15 protein-coding genes are annotated in these 23075 nt (G+C 41.8%); 6 read left to right on the top strand and 9 right to left on the bottom strand.

Going from position 1 to position 23075, the window contains the following annotated elements; translation table 11 throughout:
• Window positions 1-147: 147 nt before the first annotated feature.
• From argJ to cysS, 7 genes are all read right to left on the bottom strand, one after another.
• Complete coding sequence (gene argJ, locus A6J60_RS00565; protein ID WP_096064268.1) at window positions 148-1398, bottom strand: bifunctional glutamate N-acetyltransferase/amino-acid acetyltransferase ArgJ; 1251 nt, start codon at window positions 1396-1398, stop codon at window positions 148-150.
• A 105-nt stretch (window positions 1399-1503) separates the two neighbouring features.
• Window positions 1504-2328 carry an exodeoxyribonuclease III gene (gene xthA / locus A6J60_RS00560; RefSeq protein WP_096064267.1) on the bottom strand — a complete coding sequence of 275 codons (825 nt, stop codon included), beginning with the start codon at window positions 2326-2328 and terminating at the stop codon, window positions 1504-1506.
• Window positions 2329-2394: 66 nt separating this feature from the next.
• Entirely contained in the window at window positions 2395-3057 is a 663-nt protein-coding gene (gene pdxH / locus A6J60_RS00555) for a pyridoxamine 5'-phosphate oxidase (RefSeq protein ID WP_096064266.1), read from the bottom strand.
• Window positions 3058-3150: 93 nt separating this feature from the next.
• Window positions 3151-4506, bottom strand: a complete 1356-nt coding sequence (gene glmM / locus A6J60_RS00550; RefSeq protein ID WP_096064265.1) for a phosphoglucosamine mutase — start codon at window positions 4504-4506, stop codon at window positions 3151-3153.
• A 533-nt stretch (window positions 4507-5039) separates the two neighbouring features.
• Window positions 5040-6512, bottom strand: a complete 1473-nt coding sequence (gene guaB / locus A6J60_RS00545) for an IMP dehydrogenase (protein WP_096064264.1) — start codon at window positions 6510-6512, stop codon at window positions 5040-5042.
• Window positions 6513-6676: 164 nt separating this feature from the next.
• Window positions 6677-8638 carry a mechanosensitive ion channel family protein gene (locus tag A6J60_RS00540; protein ID WP_096064263.1) on the bottom strand — a complete coding sequence of 654 codons (1962 nt, stop codon included), beginning with the start codon at window positions 8636-8638 and terminating at the stop codon, window positions 6677-6679.
• A gap of 271 nt (window positions 8639-8909) precedes the next feature.
• Window positions 8910-10418, bottom strand: coding sequence for a cysteine--tRNA ligase (gene cysS, locus A6J60_RS00535; RefSeq protein ID WP_096064262.1), 1509 nt, complete (start codon window positions 10416-10418; stop codon window positions 8910-8912).
• Window positions 10419-10636: 218 nt separating this feature from the next.
• On the opposite strand from cysS, the gene A6J60_RS00530 reads away from it, so the two are divergent.
• On the top strand, window positions 10637-11260 hold the full coding sequence (locus A6J60_RS00530) for a cob(I)yrinic acid a,c-diamide adenosyltransferase (RefSeq protein ID WP_096064261.1): 624 nt from the start codon (window positions 10637-10639) through the stop codon (window positions 11258-11260).
• 186 nt (window positions 11261-11446) lie between these two features.
• Here the strand turns inward: A6J60_RS00530 and A6J60_RS00525 are convergent, their stop codons facing one another.
• Entirely contained in the window at window positions 11447-12550 is a 1104-nt protein-coding gene (locus A6J60_RS00525) for a hypothetical protein (RefSeq protein ID WP_096064260.1), read from the bottom strand.
• Window positions 12551-12922: 372 nt separating this feature from the next.
• On the opposite strand from A6J60_RS00525, the gene A6J60_RS00520 reads away from it, so the two are divergent.
• From A6J60_RS00520 to A6J60_RS00505, 4 genes are all read left to right on the top strand, one after another.
• A complete protein-coding gene (locus A6J60_RS00520) occupies window positions 12923-13846 on the top strand; it encodes a glycerophosphodiester phosphodiesterase (RefSeq protein WP_096064259.1) in 924 nt (307 codons plus the stop codon).
• 281 nt (window positions 13847-14127) lie between these two features.
• Complete coding sequence (locus tag A6J60_RS00515) at window positions 14128-15582, top strand: fatty acid desaturase (protein WP_227526007.1); 1455 nt, start codon at window positions 14128-14130, stop codon at window positions 15580-15582.
• A 379-nt stretch (window positions 15583-15961) separates the two neighbouring features.
• The gene (locus A6J60_RS00510; RefSeq protein ID WP_096064258.1) at window positions 15962-17581 is read left to right on the top strand and encodes a protein adenylyltransferase SelO; all 1620 of its coding nucleotides are present in this window, start codon (window positions 15962-15964) and stop codon (window positions 17579-17581) included.
• Window positions 17582-18237: 656 nt separating this feature from the next.
• Window positions 18238-20577 (top strand): NADP-dependent malic enzyme, encoded by a 2340-nt coding sequence (locus A6J60_RS00505; protein ID WP_096064257.1) that lies wholly within the window; start codon window positions 18238-18240, stop codon window positions 20575-20577.
• Window positions 20578-20738: 161 nt separating this feature from the next.
• On the opposite strand, the gene A6J60_RS00500 is transcribed toward A6J60_RS00505, so the two are convergent.
• Window positions 20739-21389 carry a BLUF domain-containing protein gene (locus tag A6J60_RS00500; RefSeq protein ID WP_193777992.1) on the bottom strand — a complete coding sequence of 217 codons (651 nt, stop codon included), beginning with the start codon at window positions 21387-21389 and terminating at the stop codon, window positions 20739-20741.
• Window positions 21390-21731: 342 nt separating this feature from the next.
• Here A6J60_RS00500 and A6J60_RS00495 point away from each other — a divergent pair, with 342 nt between their 5' ends.
• Window positions 21732-23036: a tRNA cytidylyltransferase gene (locus A6J60_RS00495; RefSeq protein ID WP_096064256.1), complete on the top strand. Its 1305-nt coding sequence runs from the start codon at window positions 21732-21734 to the stop codon at window positions 23034-23036.
• Window positions 23037-23075: the final 39 nt, after the last annotated feature.

The raw sequence follows: 23075 nt of genomic DNA, 5'->3' as shown, positions 1-23075 counted from the left end.
CAATAGCTCTAAATACAGACCTCATCCTGAAGGTGCTGCTGCAACTTAGAAGCAGCAAGCAAGCAAGTAACTAACGGCTACCACAACAGCCATTAATGACCAAGCTGTGATAGCCGAAACGTTACTTCTCACAATCGATTAAAGCCACTAACTGCGATAATCTGCGTTGATACTAACGTATTCATGAGATAAATCACAGGTATAGACCGTATCTGTCGCCTCACCCACACCCAAATCAATATGAATGGTAATCTCAGGTCGACTCATTACCGCTTGGCCCTGCTCTTCACTATAGCTGGTATCTAATTGACCACGGGTACAGATCGCAACATCATCAAGGTTAACACTCACTAGGTTAGCATCAAGATGCTCAGCACCTGAGTAACCAATAGCCGCTACGATACGACCCCAGTTTGGATCGCTTGCGAAAAAGGCAGTTTTGACTAACGGTGAATGTGCAACGGCATAGGCCACATCGCAGCAGTCTTCAACGGTTTTACCGCCGGTCACTTTGACCGTAATAAATTTAGTTGCGCCTTCGCCATCACGCACAATCAAGGTCGCAAGACGTAAGAAAACTTGTTGTAATGCCGTAAATACAGCCTGATAGTGTGGATGTTGCTCAGAGTCAATCAACTGCTCATCATGCTCACCAGTCGCGATTAACACGCAGCAATCATTGGTCGAAGTATCCCCATCTATGGTAATACGGTTGAACGATTGATTGGTCAATTCAACCAGCATTTTTTGTAATAGTGGCTGCGCAATCGGTGCATCTGTCGCCACAAAGCCCAACATGGTCGCCATATTAGGGCGGATCATGCCCGCACCTTTTGAGATACCAGTGACATGATATGCCGTGCCATCATCTAGATTAATCTGAGTACTGTCTACTTTAGGCACGGTATCCGTTGTGCGAATAGCATTGGCAGCCGCCGTCCAGTTATCAGCACCTAAGTTTTCTAAACACGCATCTAGCCCAGTAATAATAGCGTCACGGTTAATAACTTCACCAATCACACCAGTAGAAAAAGGCAATACTTGCGCCGCTTGCGTCCCTGTTTTTTCAGCCAGTGCCTCACAAGTTTGTAACGCACGTTGATAGCCAACATCACCAGTAGCGGCATTGGCATTACCGGTATTGATAAGTAAATAACGCGGTGTCTGTGTTTTTTCAGTCTGCTGTTGTAATTTGGCTAAATGCTCACGCACTAACAATACTGGCGCAGCACAGCACTGATTGCTGGTGGTGACACAAGCAACAGAAGCTTGATCAGCAATACTAAACACTACTAAATCATCACGGTCTTTATAACGAACACCTGCTGCTGTTATACCGATATCAACACCGGGGATAGCATGAACAATCTCAGGTGGGGCAATGTTACCTACTGGCATAATTATCCTTAATTGATTTGTTATTTTTAGATTGGCTAAGTTTTAATAACGCGTTATTTAGGTTTAAAACTTTGATCAAAGCGGTTTAAATTAATATGCTCTAAATTAAAGCGGCTTGAATTCAAAGCTTGCCCAAATTGGCGCATGGTCTGATGGCTTCTCCATCGCACGCAGCTCATAGCTGATACCTGCATCGATGCACTGATCTTTGATATCTTCAGTGCACAAAATATGGTCAATACGTAGACCACGTTTTGGATCATCATTAAAACCACGGCTGCGATAGTCAAACCAGCTAAACATCTCATTGCTTTCTGGATAGTGCAAACGATAGGTATCAAATAAATTGCGGCTCATTAATGCTGTATACCATTCGCGCTCTTCAGGTAAAAATGAGGTTTTGCCCTGACTTAACCAGCGCTTAGCATTTTTTTCGCCAATACCAATATCTGTATCTTCTGGAGCAATATTCATATCACCCATGACAATAAGCGTTCTGCCCTCAGCTTTTAGCGTATCAATATAATGATTCAATGACGCATAAAATTCACGCTTCATTGGAAACTTTGTTTCGTGTTTGCGGTTCTCACCTTGTGGGAAGTAGCCATTTAACACATCCACTTCTTGACCATCAAACACGTAGCGAGCATGGATAAAGCGTTTTTGAGCATCTTCTGGCTCACCTGGGAAACCTTTTTGCACAAAGATAGGCGCAACTTTTGAAACCAATGCCACACCATAATGCGCTTTTTGACCAAAGTACTCAACGTGATAGCCCAGCGACTCAACATTTTTTAATGGAAACTGCTCATCATGCACTTTAGTCTCTTGTAGACCCATCACATCTGGATCTATGATATCTCTCACCGCTTCTAATTGATGTTGACGGGCTCTAATACCATTAATGTTAAAACTAACAAAACGAATCATAAAAACAATTATCCTGGTTATTTTTTATTTCAATAAATCTCTTGGTTTAATTTGAAGGTGTTTGGCCTAAGGCAACAAACGTTTAACCGCCCAGTTGTGGCTTTGAGTGGCATCAGACTTAGTATCTAGACTATAGAGCAGTCTATCGTGCAGTCGATTGGGTCGGCCTTGCCAAAACTCGATTTGGGTCGCTTCAAGCTGATAGCCACCCCAAAACTCTGGCGTTGGCACTTGGCTGCCCTCTGGATACTGCTGCTTTAACTGCGCAAACTTGGCATCCATCACTTCACGGCTAGCCACTTCACCACTTTGAGGCTCACTGACCCAGGCGCCAATTTGACTTTCATAAGGGCGCTTTTGGAAATAGGCATCGGTTTTGGCGCGGTCTACTTTACGAATTGCACCACGCAATCTTACCTGACGCTGCATATCATGCCAAAAGAATAACGCTTCAGCATGCGGATTTTGATCTATGTCTTCACCTTTATGACTCAAATAGTTGGTATAAAACACCAATCCCATCGCATTGATCTCACGCACCAACACCGTTCTAACCGCTGGCATGTTATCACTTCCACAGGTTGCTAAGCTGATGGCATAGGGCTCAGGCGCACCTAGATCAATGGCCTCTTGTACCCATTGCTCTAATAGCTGCAACGGATTATCAAACAGCATCGGTTCTGATAAAGCCCCTTTTTCATAGGATAGTCTTTGATCGCTAAAGTCCATTATCGGCCCCTTTTGATTAAATTATATTTATTATCAACTTTATGCACATGGTGCAGCCAACGGCTCGGTTAGGGTGTTAACTCAAAGCCTAGTTTATGCCATGACCTGTTTAACTTGATCAGCCAATTGCTGTGCCAGCTCATCGCACTGCTGTTGGTCATCAAGCTCAACCATCACTCGAATTAATGGCTCTGTACCTGATTTACGAATTAAAATACGGCCTCGACCTTCGATTTTTTTTTCAGCATCTTCAAATGCTTTCACCAGCTCAGGGAAGTCGTAAGGGTCTTGCATTTGTTCCAAACGCACGTTAACCAAGCACTGTGGCAATAAGCTAAAGCCTTCGGTTAATTGACTCAGTGTTTGATTAGTTTGCGCCATAACAGCCAACACTTGTAGCCCTGCAATAATGGCATCACCGGTGCGGCTCTTATCTAAACATAAGATATGACCCGATGGCTCACCGCCTAAAATCCAACCCTTAGACTCAAGCCCTTGCATCACATATCTGTCGCCTACTTTAGCACGCTCTAATTCGATGCCTTCTTTTTCTAGCGCCAGTTGTAGCCCCATATTGCTCATTTGAGTTCCGACCACACCTTGCGCTTTGGTTTCAGCCTTAATCGCTAAAATATACAAGATACCGTCACCATCGACCAGCTCACCGTTTTCATCCACCATGACAATACGGTCACCATCACCATCTAAGGCGATACCGACATCTGCTTTATGCTCCACCACTGCTTGTTGAATGGTGCTTGGATAGGTTGAGCCACACTTATCGTTAATGTTAATACCATCAGGCTTATTATGAATGGCCACGACCTCAGCTCCAAGCTCTCTTAATACACGTGGTCCAACGCTATAGCCTGAACCATTGGCACAGTCGATGACAATTTTTAACTCAGATAAGTCATATTGATACGGGAAGCTGCCTTTACAAAATTCGATATAGCGGCCTTTGGCATCATTAATACGGAAGTGCTTACCAAGCTGCGCTGGATCGTCTTGAGTATAATCAGCATGACCTTCGACGATGCCATCAAGTTTAGCATTGATAGCCTCTTGCATCTCATCACTTAGCTTGCGACCATCGGCGGCGAAAAACTTAATACCGTTGTCATAATACGGGTTGTGCGAGGCAGAAATAACCACACCAGCATCGGCATGGAAGCTACGGGTCAGATGGGCTATCGCAGGGGTTGGCAACGGGCCAATCATATGGACATCGACACCGGCTGAGTTAAAGCCTGCTTGTAAAGCCGCTTCAATCACATAGCCAGATAAACGGGTATCTTTACCGATAACCACACTGGGTTTTTTGTTTTTATTCTTATTTTGCTCAACCAGCACTTGTCCTGTGACATAACCTAACTTTAGAACAAAATCAGGTGTAATTGGGAATTTGCCAAACAGTCCGCGAATACCATCTGTACCAAAATAGCTCATAGATACCTCAAATTCAAAATCGTTATTAATATCAAATTAGAAAACACAATATTTTATTAAGCACAGGGGTAAAATCCCTCAAAGCAAATCTACTAATAAGCATCATATAATTAAACATCTAAAACAAAGTTGTTTATCAAACGATGCTTAAAATGACTTATTACCGCTTAATTAAAAAAGAGTTATACCAAAAACAATCGACATAAAATCAATCAATTCAATCAGTTAAAACAAGCGCATGCATTTATTGAAGCCGTATTGCTTTTTTAGCAGACATCATGCTTGTGCATATAGTAATTAAGTTGTGTTTTTACACCCTTATATTACCACACAGCTCGGCCTATTCTATGAACATTTTTAGGTTTGCCACTGCTCTATATGTGCTAATTATCAATTCAATAAAGATTAATGTATTGAACATAAAAAAGACCAAAAGAGTGTTCTCTTTTGGTCTTTAACAATTAATAATCTAATACAATCAATACTTAGATAAGCTGACGTCTGCTTATTAAACGCCGACTGAATCTAAAGAATTAACCCACGCGATAGTTAGGCGCTTCTTTAGTAATTTGTACATCATGCACGTGAGATTCTTTCATGCCTGCTGCGGTTACTTTGATGAACTCAGGCTTGGTACGCATCTCATCGATAGTTGCACAACCGGTGTAACCCATTGAAGAGCGTAAGCCGCCAACCATTTGGTTAACGATACCACTTACAGGGCCTTTATAAGGAACACGGCCTTCAATACCTTCTGGTACTAATTTTTCAACGCCATCTTTGGCATCTTGGAAGTAGCGATCTGATGAGCCATTAGAACCTGACATCGCGCCCAAACTACCCATACCACGGTATGCTTTGTAGTAACGACCTTGGAATAGCTCAACTTCACCTGGTGCTTCTTCAGTACCTGCTAGCAGTGAACCAACCATGATACATGACGCGCCAGCAACAATAGCTTTGGCCATATCGCCTGAAAAGCGGATACCGCCATCAGCAATCAATGGAATGCTGTCTTTTAGCGCAGAAGCAACATTGTCAATGGCTGAAATCTGAGGCACACCAACACCAGCAATGATACGAGTGGTACAAATTGAACCAGGACCAATACCCACTTTAACAGCGTTGGCACCAGCATCACGTAAGGCTAATGCAGCATCTGCAGTGGCAATGTTACCGCCGATAACTTGGATGTGTGGGAAGTTCTTTTTAACCCATGCCACTTTATCAATAACGCCTTGTGAGTGACCGTGTGCTGTATCGACAACAATAACGTCTACTTCTGCTTCAACTAAGGCTTCAACACGTGCTTGTGTATCAGCGCCAGTACCTACCGCAGCACCAACACGTAAGCGACCTTGCAAATCTTTACACGCATTTGGGTTGTTTTCTGCTTTGTTAAAGTCATTGACCGTAATCATGCCTTTTAGGCCGAAGTTATCATCAACAACCAATACTTTTTCGATACGATGTTCATGCAACAGTTTTTTGATATTTTCGTTGCACTCGCCTTCTTTAACGGTCACTAACTTATCTTGTGGTGTCATGACGTTGCTAACTGGCTGATCATGATTGGTCTCAAAACGGACATCACGATGCGTCACAATACCAACCACTTGACCACTACCAGGCTCAACCACTGGCACACCTGAAATGTTATTTTCATGAGTGATGCGTAGTAATTCACCAACACTGATATCTGGGGTTACAGTGATTGGGTCAACAACGGTACCGGCTTCAAATTTTTTCACACGGCGGACTTGCATCGCTTGGCGATCAATATCCATATTTTTATGCACAATTCCCATACCGCCAAGTTGAGCCATAGTAATGGCCATCTCTGATTCGGTTACGGTATCCATTGCAGCAGAGATTATAGGTAGGTTTAAAGAAATATCTTCGGTTAGGCGCGTCGTTAATGACGCAGATTTTGGAAGCACATTAGAATATGCTGGCAGCAACAAAACATCATCAAAAGTTAGGGCATCATCTACGATTCGCAACATACAAACCTCTTGGCTGGGAGAAATTAGCAGCATATTATAACAAATTAATTGCTAATGTGAGTTACTGAATTTGTTCAGTCAGCCCCAGAAAGTAATTGAAATGTAACCACTTATAACCAAAGCTTGGGTTATGGCTTATTTATACTCTAATAAAAAACTTTTAGTTAGCTATTTTCGCTTGCTCGCGGCGCTAAAGTAATTCGGTCGGTTGGCAGATGATCAGTATGTTGTTCACCTAGATAATCAAGCATTTGCTTACGAATGTCACATTCTAAGTTAAAGGCATTAATCGGAGAGTCCGCAGTTAACTTACCTCGCAAGATAATGGTGGTTTCTGTTACCCCAGTGACTTGCATTTGTGGTTCAATCTCCTCACTACACAGCTCGTGTGCTTGTGCTAACTCAACAAACTTTTTCTCAATACTGTCAATATCTGCACCATAATCTACGTATAAGTAGATACAAGAAGATTGAGTGGATGAAGTGTGCGACCAGTTTTCTACTATTTCAGTCACCAAATTTTTCATCGGAATAATCAAGCGTCTGTCATCCCAAGTCTTTAATACCGCATAGGTATAACGCAAGTCCTCAACCTCACACCAGATGTCATTCAACATAACGGTGTCACCAATACGCACTGGCTGCGTCAATGCCACTTGGAATCCTGCAATGATGTTTCCCAGGGTTGGCTGAGCCGCAATACCGATGATCACACCAGCAATACCAGCCGATGTCATCAATGTTTTACCCAGTCCTTCTAAATCAGTAAACTCAGCCAAACTGATCCACAGCCCGCCCAATACAATCACAAAGATGAACACGCGTCTAAAGATAGACACATAGGTCATACGTATGCGCTGAATATTAAATTCTTTTTCGGTGAGTGTATCGATTTGATGATCTTGGTAACGATCTGCAAAAAAGTTAGTACCCCTCACCCCAAGCCACAACGCACTAATAATCAGACCTATCCAAATAATTGGACGTAACGAAGTAGCAATAGCGCTAACCTTAGGCAGGCTGCCCGATACCAGAGCAAACATCAGCAAAAAGCTAATAAAGACCGTCAATGGTGCCGTAATCTTACTAAATAAATCAGTAATGCCTTTGCCATGTAGCGACAGCTCATTTTCCTCAACTTGCTGCAGCTTTCTGTCTGAGTAGGCTTTGATGGCTTTGGCAGCACCTTTACTCATCAGCAAGCCAAGACCCATAGTCACAGCCATAAATACCAACATCGCCAGCACTTCCCAAAGCCTTAACCCAAATACCTTGACCAATAGCCAATCTGGGATATAACGCTCAAAGTATGCGGGCTTATGGATGTCATATAACATCTCAATACTCATCACGGTTTGTGATGAAAACACCCAGACCGGCGGCTGACCTTCTACTTTTACCCGTTCAAGATAAATAGGCATGCTGCGATTTTTGTAATCAATCGAGCCTAATTTGATGGCACGTCTTGGAATGCCCTCGATTGGATTGGTACTACCTAAAGACGGTTCAACCAAGCCATCGGCTCTATCAGGAACATCATCAAAGACATACAAGTCTTTTTCATTCAAGAGATAGTCAAGCTTACGCACTAAGTCAGAGGCTATATTGACTTGTTTACCTTCATCGAATGAATTGAGATTAAGTGCATAAGACGCTAAGGCAAAGTCCTTGCGAATATTGGCAGCATTAAAGAACTCTAAAGTTGATAAAGGGGTTTCTAAATTTGGAGAAATGTTGGGCTGTGGCAAACCAGAGTTGAGTTTATTAACAACAAAATAAGCTTCGTTGTATTCACCGGTTAGCTCATTGGTTGCTTGTAAATTGTGGGTTAAATAAGGCTCCTCTTCTTCCTCCTTTTCAGACTCATTACTGCCATATAAATCGAGACTGTCTTTAATATATCCCATCAAAGAGCCTGATTCTTCCTGCGACTCATCACTATCTTGTGAGGATGTTTGACTACTGCCGTCCGTTTTAGTCTGTTGTTGACTTTGGCTCGTCTCAGCATAACTGCTCGATAATCCACCAAAAGTCGCCCCACCAACAACGATCAGCACTGTCATTATCAATGCAAGTAGGTTGTAAAACACGTTGCGCGATTTATCAGACTTTAGATGGATATCCATAGCTACTGGGTCACTCTATCGATGGGTTAAAGTTATTTACTTAAACTAGATTAAATTGGCTTAAACAAATAATGATGATTGATAGTGGTTAATTTGACAAGGCAACGCAACAAAAAATGATAAAAAATCCTGCATCATTGCTGAGCAGGCTTTTTTAAAGTTTACACAAATAGAAGGTAGTAAGTTCAAGTGACGCAAATGATTTTATATCAGTAAGACATCACTAATACATCACTGAAAACAGCACTGAAAACAGCACTTAGAAAAATAACTAAGTACGACGCCAAGTGGTGCCATTTTTACCGTCTTCTAGCTCAATACCTGCATTTTGCAACTCATCACGGATTTGGTCCGCACGTGCAAAGTCTTTATTGGCTTTTGCATCCAGTCGCTGTTGAATCAAATCATCAATCTGAGTATCTGATAATTGACCTTCTGCGGCTGCACCGATTTGAGCCTGCAAGAACTGAGTTGGGTTTAACTGACCAATATTAAGCACGCCAGCCAATGATTTTAAAGTAACGGCTAACGCCAACAGCTGCTCATGATCGGCTTGGTCACCCACTTCACGGGCCAGTTTATTGATTTCTTTGCTTAGGCTAAATAATACACTGATTGCTTGCGGTGTATTAAAGTCATCATTCATCGCAGCAATAAAGTCTTCGATATGCGAGCCTTGTGTCGCCGCTGCTTTTAAGCTAACTGCATCGATTGGCGACTCTAGTACAGATTCAGCAACTTTTAGCGCTTGATAAATACGGCTTAACCCAGAATGCGCTTCTTTTAATGCGATGTCTGAGAAGTTAACCTGACTGCGATAATGGCTTGATAAAATAAAGAAGCGAATGGTCTCAGGATGGAACTTCTCCATCACTTCACGAATGGTAAAGAAGTTACCCAATGACTTAGACATCTTCTCGCCATCGACATTAATAAAGCCCACATGCATCCAATTATTGGCATAGGTGCAGCCAGTTGCCGCTTCAGATTGAGCAATCTCATTTTCATGGTGTGGGAACTGTAAATCGTGACCACCACCATGGATATCAAAGCTATTACCTAAGCATTTGGTTGCCATTGCAGAACATTCAATGTGCCAGCCTGGACGACCGCCACCCCAGTTAGATGGCCATTGTGGCTCATCTACTTTAGCGGCTTTCCATAATACAAAGTCAAACGGGTTTTTCTTATCCGCATCGACATCAATACGTGAACCAGCTTGCAAGTCTTCAAGTTTACGTTTTGACAGTTTGCCATAGTCTGCAAAGGTTTCTACCGCATAATAGACGTCACCATTACTGGCCGCATAGGCATGATCTTTTTGCTCTAACGTTTCGATCATGCTCAACATCTCATCGATATGATCCGTAGCGCGCGGTTCAAAATCCGGAGAAACACAGCCTAAAGCGGTTGCATCTTCGTGCATGGCTTGGGTAAAGCGCTTGGTTAACTCACCAATAGTTTCACCATTTTCATTGGCACGCGCGATGATTTTGTCATCAATATCTGTGATATTACGCACATAATTGACATCATATCCCACATGACGTAGCCAACGAGCCACCACATCAAAGGCTACCATTACACGAGCATGGCCAATATGACAGTAATCGTAAACGGTCATCCCACAGACATACATGCCAATTTTACCTGCTTGTAACGGCTCAAACACACGCTTGTTGGTGGTCATCGAGTCATATATCTTTAACGCAGCCTGACTGTCAGCAAACTGCTTTGTCATAAAATCAGGTGTAGCAACAATATGGGTCTGTAATGACATATTCAAAACCTTAACTAAAAATGATAAAAACTAAATAATAAAAAATGAGTAATAAAAATTAAATCTGGGCAATTGCAGACTGGCTAACTAGAGCAGCAATAAATTTAAATCCCCTCATATTACCTAAGCTCGATAAAAATTGCTATATTTACTCACACAGTGTTATAACATCAATGTCGTAACCTTAAAATAATTAGGAAAAACAATTAGGAAACACAATGGGCAACCGATTATCAAAAATTTATACCCGCACCGGCGATGATGGCACCACCGGCATGGCAAATGGCGATCGCATTAGCAAAGCCGATCAACTATTTACAGTGATGGGAGATGTGGATGAGCTCAATGCACATATTGGCATGATTGCCGCTCACGCTCAACAGCTTACCAACCAAGCTAATAAAGCAGACAGCATCAATAGTGATCAACCAGACCTAGAAAACATTTTACACAGTATCAGTATCATTCAGCACCTGCTATTTAATATAGGCGGTGAATTAGCGATGCCTGAATACAAAGGTATCGAAGACGCTCACATTGAGTGGTTAGAGTCACAAATTGACGGTTTAAACCAATATTTGTTACCGCTAAAAGATTTTATTCTGCCAGCCGGCTCAGTATTAGTCAGTCAGACTCATATCGCGCGTACCGTTTGCCGCCGTTGTGAACGTCAAGCTGTCAGCTTACGCACACAGCAACCTCAGGCCATGAGCGCTGGTGCTGCCAAACTGCTTAATCGTCTATCAGACTGGTTGTTTGTGCTGGCAAGATATTGCGCCAATCTTGAGCAGTCTAACGAAGTGCTTTGGGATAAGACTATCTTAGATGGCTTGACTCAATAATAAGCCAGCTGCTCGTTAGTTGCTAGCTATTTATTGATTGGTAAAACGCAAAGCGGTTAACATCACTTTTATGTATGTTAACCGCTGATTTCATTTAAGCAAATCCTAAACGACTGCTAAGTAACTGCTAAACAACTACCAAACAATTGGGATAACCAATTATTTATCACTTAAACAGGCTTGCTATTAATAAGTACCTTCTTCTTCGATGATAACCACATCGATCTCATCATTATTGGTAATCTCTTTGATTTTCTCACCAATAGGATCAACCGGTGCCTTTTCTTTAGGACTCACCACTTTATTGTTAGCAGCAGGGCCTAACTGAGTGTCTGACGCATCATTTGACGATTTAGCAGGCGCTTGAGATCGCGTATTAGACGCTTTGTTGTTGTCAGGTTCAGCTCTTGAAGACTTAGATTGACCAGCAGGCCCAACCGATTGGCTTGAGCTTAATTGGCTCGAACTTGATTTTTTTGGTGCTGCTGATTCGCTAGAACGTGACTTGGCTGGCGCCGTTTTGGTTGGCTCAGACTTTTTGGCAGCCGCTCTTGGCTCTGGCTCAGGACGTACTTGCGGCTCAGATCTGATAGTTGGCTCTTTTGGCAAAGATGGCTCAGGCTTAGGCTGTCTAACTCTTGGCGTTGCTAAAGTTGCATCCAGCGTCGATTGAAACTGTGACTTAGCTAGCATATCAGAGGCTGCGACTAAGATAGTTGGCTGACCTACCAGATGCGCTCGAGTCTGGCCGCCTTGCATACCGACCATATAATTGACACCGCTTGCGACTAACATATTATTGTTCAATGAGATGTTTTGCGCTTGCAACACACTCTCAAGGCTGCGATCTTCTAATGCAGAATAGACCTTGGTTGCACGTGCCACGTCTTGATTTGGCAAAGTTAAGCTTAGGCTAGCACTACAAGTGACCATGCCTTGATCATTGGCTTCAGCTATCATCACTGGATTAGCAACATCGACCAATACTGAGGTTGTCGCTTTATTTAAGTTACTGGTGCTTAAGGTTTCACCAGCGCTTTCGGCATAGGCATTAAACTGACGCTGTGCTTGAGTGCTCAAGTTAGCTTTAACCGCTTGTTCTAACTGTGCTGCTACCATTCTGTCATCACAAGCAACGACAGGCACCAACACGTTATCAACTTGTTGTTGATTGGCACCACCCTCTTCTGCATCAGGGTTTTTGTTACAGCCGACGGCAGTCAGTGTGCTTAGTAAAACAATACCAACGACCTTGCTTCGAGCACAACTGCGGGTGTGACTTAACATCATTATAAACAACCTCTTAGGTAATCAATTATTATATCGGAACAGCTTTGACGGTATTATACGCCATAGCAGCTGATTTTGTTAATGGATTGTTTTGTTATTCGATATTTGCCTTTTAGTTAAAGTCAACTCAGTGTTTATCAATAACTATCTATCAGTATCTCTTACTAAGCCTATGCGCTTTATATCGTTTAACCTAGTTGACGATCATCGATCAATTCCAGAGGATAATTTTAGTCATTCACCTCTAATTTTAGCTATTCTACGATAAACAGCTTTTAAGTTTGAAGCCGTAACAACTATACTTATTAAAACTGCATCTGATTCCCATCATACCTTACACCTAACCTGATCAACTTACTTTGAATAAATACTATGACGACTCGCCAGCCTTCAAACCGCTCATCAAAACCTAATAACACAACAAATCGCTTTAATGTGTATCAAACAAGACCTGCTGCCGCCTTAAATCCTAGACAAAGCTATTTACTTGGTCATCGTGGTGCGCGTGGTGAACAACTTGAAAACAGTGCCGCTGGTTTTGATCATCTGCAACAGCTGCATCGACGCTATCCGAAGCAACTGGTTGGCATAGAGTTTGATGTACAACTGACTGCCGATAATAAGCTTTTGGTTCATCATGATGATACCTTATCAAGACTGCAGCAAAGGCAATCACGTATTGATCAGTGCAACAGTACGGAACTACTAAGATATCCGCTGCAAGGGAATCGGCACCTGTTATTAGAAGACATGGCCCCCTACCTCAATGGTTATCAGCGTATCGAATTAGAAGTCAAAACCCACGAGCGAAGCAATTATCAGCGTCTTACTCAAGCATTAGCACAGGCTCTTTTAGACCCAAGCTTAAAGCCGCTACCCATTACCCTAACCAGTTTTGATGTCACCTTGCATCAGTACATGCTTAATCATCCTGTGCTCAGTCAGTATCCACGTGGTTTATTAGTAGAGCCAAAATTTGCAGTCGACACAGCAAGCATGGTAACTAAAGATGAACATGCCGATTTTCAGCCTACGATGTTAATGTCGACCAATGCACCTTTAATGGATACGGCATTAATCGCTAAACGTTTGGGCTGCCAAGGTGTGGGCTTGTTTTTCCCACTATATGATTTACCATCTCAATCAAGCCAGCAGTTGCTACAAAGTTTTCGACATTATCAATTAACTACCACTGCTTGGACCGTTAATGAGCCACAACATGCGAAACGTCTTATTAATCTCGGTGTTAACTACATTATCAGTGACTTTCCCAGTCGTTTAGTGACTTTATTTTAATGCTATTTTAGTACTCTGAATTTTGTATTTTAGAGTTCTGTATTTTGGTGTCCTATGCATTAATAAGTGCGGTTTTTAACGGATACTCAGAATCCAGTTTTGACGCTAGCACTTAAGCATATGTTGCTAGGCTATTAATAAATGGTTTACAGTCAGTAACAAACCTCACTTTATTGAACAATTATCGGTATTCTTAGTGAATACCTGTTCACTTTCGATTAAAGATGCGTTATTCTAGCCGTGAATTAAATTTATATTTACTTGCAAGGAATGCAACAAGCATGCAGTTCAACAGACAAAAGTTTTTAAAGTTATTAGACACAGGCAAACAAGTGTCATCACTGACAGTAGCGTTAGCGGTAGCCGGCAGTAAGAAAATAGCAACCTCCATTGCTGTCTCACCCGCGGCTATTTTACCTGTCATCTCAGCTTTACGAAGTGGCCCTGCCGCCGCTCAAAAAAAGCAACTCTCTGCCCCTCAGGCCAACAGCAACTCTTCAAATAAAGCAACAGTCAATTCGGCTTCACAGTCGACTGACCTTGAAACACTTGAGCGCGAATTTAAACGCGCCCCTGTCAACTGGGTGCCTGCTGTGGTGTTGGTTGCTACGCCTATCGCTGCAGCACTGATTACCCCTTGGTATTTGGCCACTCATAAGGTAAGTACCCCAGTATGGCTTACTTTTGCTGCTGTGGGTGCATGGACTGGGCTTAGTATTACTGCCGGTTATCATAGATTAATGTCACACCGTGCTTATAAAGCACACCCTGCCGTTCGTAACTTCTTTTTGGCTGGCGCAACCTTAGCGGTTCAAGGCTCCGCATTTGACTGGTGTTCTGGTCACCGTACCCACCATAGACATGTGGACGATCCAATGGATGATCCATATTCAGCCAAACGTGGTTTTTGGTTTAGTCATATCGGCTGGATGCTAAGAAACTATCCAAGCGGTAATTTTGATTATAAAAACATCCCAGATTTGACCAAAGACAAGGTACTTCAAATTCAGCACAAATATTATGGTGCTTGGGTTGTGGTCGCTAACGTTGGTTTAATTGGCGCTATCGGTTGGCTGATTGGCGATGTTTGGAGCACGTTATTGCTGGCGGGCTTGGTACGTTTGGTGATTAACCATCACTTTACCTTCTTTATTAACTCGCTATGTCACATGTACGGTACCCGTCCTTATACCGACACCAATACAGCACGCGACAATGCTATTTTAGCGATTCCGACTTGGGGTGAGGGTTATCATAATTACCATCATTTCTTCCAGTATGACTATCGCAATGGTGTTAAATGGTGGCAATATGATCCTACAAAATGGCTAATTGGTCTACTCGCTAAAGTAGGTCTGGCTTCAGATCTTCGTGTGGTAGATGACATGACCATCCGCCATGCCGAAGTGAATATGAAGTTCAAACGTGCACAGCAAAAGCTGGCCGATATCACTGATGAAAATGGAACGATTGTCAACAGTCATGTCCCAGCAGAGTTGCATCGCTTTAATGACCGTATTCAGTTTGAATATCAGCTGTTTAATGACACTGTTAAAGAGTGGCAGGCCATTAAGACCAAAGCGGTACAAATGAAAAAGGATAAGTTAGCCGATAAGTTACATGAAGTTGATGAGCAGTTAAAAGATCAATATCAACTGATTGCTAACAAAATCAAAGCTCACGATCAAAACTTAAAACAAGCGTTTCAGACTATAGGTGGCTATCGAGCGGTTTAATCACTGCTCATTGCCTAACCTATGGCCAATGCTCGTTATTTTAATGCGGTAAATATAAAAGCTATAAAAATAAAAAAATGAATAATAACTAATAATAAAAATCACGATAATAATAATAAATTGAAACCCTTCGTTCTCCGGAAGGGTTTTTTATTTTGGGCTAAGCGAAATTAATCCTGTCACTTGTTTATTTAAATATGTTTTATTACCCCTGTGTTTGGCTTATGTTTAAACAGTGCTCAAATCAATAATTGACTAGATACTCGTGTTATCATTTGACCGTTACAATTAACTATTAAAATCAAAACTGACTATTAAAATTAAATCTCACTATTAAAACCAAATCCAATCATCAACACTTATAAAAATAAGCCACATTATGAACTTTGAAAACAGCTATGCCACACTCGACTCCCGCTTGTATAACAAACAGCCGCCTGTTCCTTTAAAAAATGCCAGAGCGGGTCACTTTAACCCGATCGTTGCTGGTCAATTGGGATGGGATGAAGATCCTGACCTGATGCAGCACTGGGTACAGATATTGGCGGGTGAAGAAGTACCTAAAGGTTTTGAACCTTTAGCGATGGCCTATGCTGGGCACCAGTTTGGACAATGGGCCGGACAGCTTGGTGACGGACGTGGCTTATTAATGGCTCAAGTCAGAGACAAGCAAGGTCAGCTCACTGATTTGCATCTAAAAGGGGCTGGACTGACCCCCTACTCACGCATGGGTGATGGACGTGCGGTATTACGCAGTACCATTAGAGAATATTTATGTGGCCATGCGATGACATCACTAGGCGTGCGCTCATCAAGCTCACTCGGCTTTGTCACCTCTGATACACCAGTACGACGTGAGTCGATAGAGCCAGGCGCGGCGTTAATGCGTGTTGCTGACACCCACATACGCCTAGGGCATGTTGAGTGGATAGCCAGTTTCGCGCCTGATTTATTGGGCGGCTTTACTAAATACATGATCGAAACCTATTATCCAGAGCTAACCAACTCACAGACGCCAGTAGCAGACTTCATATCAGCGGTGGTATCACGTACTGCAACTATGATTGCCGATTGGCAGTTAATAGGTTTTGCTCACGGGGTGATGAACACCGATAATCTATCCATTACCGGTACCACATTAGATTATGGACCTTTTGGCTTTTTAGAACGTTTTGATCCAGCTTGGATTAATAACCACTCGGATTATACCGGGCGCTATAGCTATCAAAATCAGCCGGCCATTGGTCACTGGAACTTAAATGTTTGGATGCTGCATTTTATGCAATTATCAGGTAAGACTGTTATTGGCGATACTCAAGAAGACATCAGTAGAGATACCTTGGCTCAATGTCTGGCGCACTATGAAACAGACTTTATGCGTCACTATCAGCAAGGCATCTGTCGCAAAATGGGTTTGCCTTGGGAAGGGTTAGTTGAAGCAGATAATAATTTAGACACTAATGCTAACGCTAATAAAACAGACTCTGACAAGCAACTAAATGTCGATGATATCAATGCGACATTAAAATTATCGTTCGAGTTTTTACAATTTGTTGAAGACAACAAGTTAGATTATACCAACAGCTTTAGAGCACTAATAGCCGTGCTCGACGCTGATAACCATCCTCATGAAGCACAGTTATTACAGCACATGAATGATGAGCTTGACGATGAACAGCGCGTGCTATGGCAGCAGTGGCAAGACAGATATGTGGCGCATGTCAATCAGCAGTTAATTGGCAGTGGTTATAGCGTGTCTCAGCCTGCGGATTTATCGCCAGTCATCAACATACTACAAAGCACCAATCCCGCTTATGTACTGCGTAATGCGATGGCACAAAAAGCAATCACTCAGGCCGAGTCTGGCGACTTTTCTGAAGTAGATCGCTTATTTAAACTACTAACCACGCCTTATCAAGTGCAACCGATTGCTACTGAGGCGTACACAACACCGCCAGCAGCTGATGCCAAGCCGTTGGTTATTAGCTGCTCATCATAATTTTTTTGAGGTAGCCAAAACATTATTCATACAAAAAATCAATTAGTTAGTCTGTTACGCAAGATAAACAGTGTCGAAACCTGTATAATCGTACCATTACTAACGTAAGCGGCATTATTTATTGTCTTATAACGTCGTTTTTAGTTTGTTTATAGCGCTTTTTAGGTTAGCTTATTTCAAGCTTATGTATTTAGGGTCATTTATTACAATGGCTTAAAAATCAAAGCAATTCATAAGCGGTTCAAACCGTTTAACTTGTCAATTAACTGACTTATTAAAACGCTACACTTTAAAACTGAATGGCTAAATAAGACAAATTAATAATATTAAGTATGTCATTAATTATGCGCAGTCATAATTGTTATTACGACTATGTTTAAGCGCTTAAAAATGAGTATACTTAACAACCCTACTTAATTAATTCTCTTTAAAAGAGGATCAGATTGCCAATTAAGTTGCCTAACAATGATGTTAATAAAGAGGGTGTCATACCAACGATTAGTTTTGATACACTCGGTTTTACTAAGGATTAGTAAGATTTCGTCATAGGCAGGTTGGTAATATTATAAAAAGGACCTTAACGGTCTAATCGTTCCACTACACCTTGAGTTTCCCATTTGCGGGTTTCATTTTTCAAAAGATAATTGGTCTTAAACATGAGCAATAATACTTCTAATACCACCCTCTCAGAACCAAATAATATCAGTGCAATGAATAAGGAGCAGTTTGAGCAATCAGCGCTGCATTATCATGAGCACCCTATTCCTGGTAAAATCTCTGTCACGCCAACTAAGCAAATTGCAAACCAACACGATTTAGCACTGGCCTATTCTCCAGGGGTTGCCGTACCTTGTCTTGAAATCCAAAGAGACCCAAAGCTTGCAGCAAAATATACAGCGCGTAGCAACTTAGTTGGTGTCATTACTAACGGTACAGCGGTACTTGGTTTAGGAAATATCGGTCCATTGGCATCTAAGCCTGTGATGGAAGGTAAAGGTGTTTTATTCAAAAGATTTGCTGGTATTGATGTATTTGATATCGAAGTCGCTCAAAATGATCCAGACAAATTTATTGAAGCAGTTGTTGCGCTTGAACCAACATTTGGTGGTATCAACCTAGAAGATATTAAAGCACCAGAATGTTTCAAAATCGAACGTGAATTACGTAAACGTATGAACATTCCGGTATTCCACGATGACCAACATGGCACCTCCATTATCGTTGGTGCTGCGTTAATTAATGCACTACAACTTATTGATAAAAAGATTGAAGACATTAAAGTCGTTTGTTCAGGTGCCGGTGCCGCAGCCATCTCTTGCTTAGACTTAATCTGTGCGTTAGGTGTGCAAAAGTCGAATATCTTCGTATCTGACTCGCGTGGTATTGTCTCTACTAAGCGTGAAAACTTAGACGAAACTAAGCAGCGCTATGCCCGTGATACAGAGGCTAAAACCCTTGACGATGTGATGGACGATGCTGACTTATTCTTAGGTCTATCAATGCCAGGCATTTTAAGCGTTGATATGGTTAAGCGTATGGCACGCGATCCAATTATCTTCGCACTGGCCAACCCAACACCAGAAATTATGCCAGAAGTCGCACACTCAGTACGTGATGATGTAATCATGGCAACGGGTCGTTCTGACTATCCAAACCAAGTAAACAACGCGTTATGTTTCCCTTATATCTTCCGTGGTGCACTAGATGTGGGCGCTACCATGATCAATGAGGAAATGAAGATTGCTTGTGTACACGCGATTGCAGCAATGGCACACGTTGAAGCCACACCGCTACAAGGTCAGAAATACATTGACTCTAGTAAAACCTTCGGTAAAAACTACCTTATCCCTGGCCCACTAGAGCCAAACTTAATCATTGAGATTGCATCGGCTGTTGCTAAAGCGGCGATGGAGTCTGGTGTTGCTACCCTGCCTATCGATGACTTCCAAGCTTATCGTCAGAAGTTGTCTGCTTTCGTTTATAACTCAGCCTTCGTTATGAAGCCGCTGTTCGCGCGTGCTAAAGAAGATCCTAAGCGTATCGTTTACTGTGAAGGTGAAGATCCAGATGTATTGCGCGCAGTACAAGTAGTTGTCGATGAAGGTCTGGCTAAGCCAATCTTAGTGGGTCGTCCTGCTATTATTGAGTCACAAATTCAAGCCCTTGGCCTACGCTTAAAAGCGGGTGAGAATCTTGAAATTGTTAATCAAGATGATGATCCACGTTACAGAGACTACTGGTCATTCTACTACGAGAAGAACAAACGCAATGGCGTCAGTATCGAACTAGCCCGCCGTGATGTTCGTCGTAAAACAACCCTTATCGGTTCATTGCTGGTAGAAAAAGGCGATGCCGATGGTATGATCTGTGGTACTTTCAGCCATTATCACCTGCACTTAGACTATGTGCGCAAAGTCATTGGCAAACTTGATAATGTTACTGATTTTTATTCTATGAACGCGGTATTAATGCAAAACCGCAACTTATTCATCGCCGATACTTATATTCATGAAGACCCAACCGCTGAGCAATTAGCCGAAATGACAGTGCTTGCCGTTAATGAAATGCGACGCTTTGGCATCAAACCACGGGTAGCTCTACTATCGCACTCAAACTTTGGTACCTCTAACCGTGACAGCGCTATTAAAATGCGCCGTGTTTATGAGCTGTTGACAGAGATGAGTGTTGACTTTGAGTTTGATGGCGAGATGCATGGTGATGCAGCGTTAGATGATAACATTCGTCGCCATGACTTCCCTCATAGCGTGTTAAATGGCCCAGCTAACTTATTGATTATGCCAACGCTCGATGCTGCTAACATCGCCTTCAATCTGTTAAAAACAGCAACTGGCAGCGCATCAATTGGTCCAATCTTACTGGGCGCTAACAAGCCAGTTCATATCTTAACGCCATCAGCTACTGCTCGTCGTGTGGTTAACATGACTGCACTAGCGGTTACTGAAGCTCAAGATATTGAAGCCAACGCAAATGATTAATGTGTAGGCAAGTTGCTAAGCGCTGCTAGGCAACTTACATCTACGTCTATAAAATTTTGAGTCATAAAATAAGCCAGCATTTGCTGGCTTATTTTATATCTAACTCTGACCTAAATAGGCTGCTATGAATTAGAAAGTAGGATTTGGATTAAATCAGCAAATTAAAAAAGTGTATTAAAGTTGATTAATAAGATTAGCAACAGCACGACCAACCCAAATAACACCCAGTGTAAAACACCTGAATCAAACCAACTAATCATTCGTGACTGTGGGTCTCTGATAATATTATAAGACTCCTGATCGGCTTCATAACTCTGATGAGAGTCATCAAACTTTTGCATAGTCTTTAAAAAATGCTCAATAAACCAGGGTGACCAGGTTAGGGGATTAAATGGCAGGAACTCCTTTAACTCAGGACTATTAGCTTGAAGCGAAGTTGGTGTCCATAATCTTTGATCAAGATTAAAACTACGCATGCGCCAATCGTGAAAGATAAACTCTTTAATATCTTTTAGCAGGATAATGTTTACCTTATTATGGCGTTTATCATCAAATATTCGCTGCATTAAAAGCACGACTAACTGCTTTTGACCTTCTAAGCATTGCAAAAAATACTGATGGTCATTACAAAGCATGCCTTTGATATTATTTTTGCGGTTATAATCCTCAGCATGCAATCTGATATGTTCAAACAATAGAGGGTCAGACCTGGTTGCTTTGCTAATTTTGCTAACGTAAACCAGTCTGATTAGCTCATGATCTGCTACATTGACCAAAGCTTTAGTTAACTGGTTTTTATTTGAGATCATCATTAATATTAACTCCACTATTGCTTGAGTATAATCTAAATTGTTAATAGTATCAGTGATAATCTGCAATACATCATAACGATATATAGGTATCAATTTTAGTCGCTCATTACGATACGACAGTACTAAATAAGGATTATAGCAAAAACGCTGTGGCTATAGATTTAAATAATCTTAATTATTGACTCAGACTAAAATCCTATGCTCCACTCTCACTTTTTAAGTACTAAAAACTATATCTACCAAAACAGGTACTATAATAGCTACTAAAACAGGTACTATAATAGCTACTGAAATAAATGATTTAATTGGCCTATAAATAATAACTAACCACAAGGGATAGCTATGCAAGTTTATATCGTAGGCGGTGCTGTTAGAGATCAACTTCTTGGTCGCCATTTTACCGATAAAGATTATGTGGTAGTTGGCGCCACACCTCAGGAGATGCTCGATGCTGGCTTTATTCAAGTCGGCGCAGACTTCCCTGTCTTCTTGCACCCGACAACCAGGGCTGAGTATGCGCTTGCTCGAACCGAACGTAAATCAGGTAAAGGTTATAAAGGTTTTGAGGTCTATGCAGCACCCGATGTCAGCTTAGAAGAAGACCTAAAACGGCGCGATTTGACCATCAATGCCATGGCGATAGAGGTTAAAAGCTTAGTGGATGATACGCCGGTCAGTGGTGAAGTCATTGATTATTATGGCGGTATTGACGATATTAAAAACAAGGTATTGCGTCATGTGTCAGAGGCGTTTAGCGAAGACCCATTGCGGGTGCTACGCATTGCTCGTTTTTATGGTCGTTTTTATAACACAGACTATAGATTTAGTATCGCAGATGAAACCAAGCAGCTTATTACTCAAATTATCGAGTCTGATGAATTACAGCACTTAACGGCAGAGCGAGTGTGGCAAGAAACCAGCCGTGCACTGATGCAATCAGCACCACAGGCTTATATAGACTGTCTGCTCGACTTGGGTGCTTTATCACAGGTATTGCCTAATTTAGCACAAGCCTTTGATTTTAATGACCATCAAACCACTGTTACTCACCAAGACTTTGTATTCCAAGCGCTACAATTAGCGGCGTCTATGTCACTAGATTTAACGCAGCGCTGGAGTATATTGATGAGCAGCTTTGCAGCGCCTTCTTTAATTAAAACCATCTATGAAATTTCCAATAAGTTTATTACTAAGACCAGCTTAGATGCTCATAACAACCATGATACAGTAACACCAAATGAGTTAGATGATGACGCTCAAATATCATCTGCAGTCTTGCAACAGTGGTCCGAACAGTCAAAGCAATTGGCTGCGTCTTTGAAGGTGCCTAAAAAGATTGCTCAGTTTAATAGCAGCTATATCAATAGTTTTCCCTACTTTATTAGCAATCAGCCCCAAGCATCACAAATAGCAGCACTAATTGCTGCCAACAAAGCTGATAAAGACCCTGAAACTTTAATGGCATTAATGACCTTACACAAAGTGTTTGAGCTTAGCTACCAACAACTTGAGTTTCAGCGTTATATTGAGGCCTATCAAAAGATTAGCATTAAGGATGTTGATAGCAGCTTACAAGGCAGCGCTATTGGGGCTGCTATCGAAGCTGCCCGCATTGAGGCCATTCAGGATCTAATTGAAAAAAGTTGAGTAAAACCTGCTATTTTGGCTTGCAAAAAAATATAAATC

The organism is Psychrobacter sp. FDAARGOS_221 (assembly GCF_002313155.2).
Lineage (GTDB): Bacteria > Pseudomonadota > Gammaproteobacteria > Pseudomonadales > Moraxellaceae > Psychrobacter.
The sequence above is the reverse complement of the archived record's forward strand: the minus strand, read 5'-3'. Positions and strand labels throughout refer to the sequence as shown.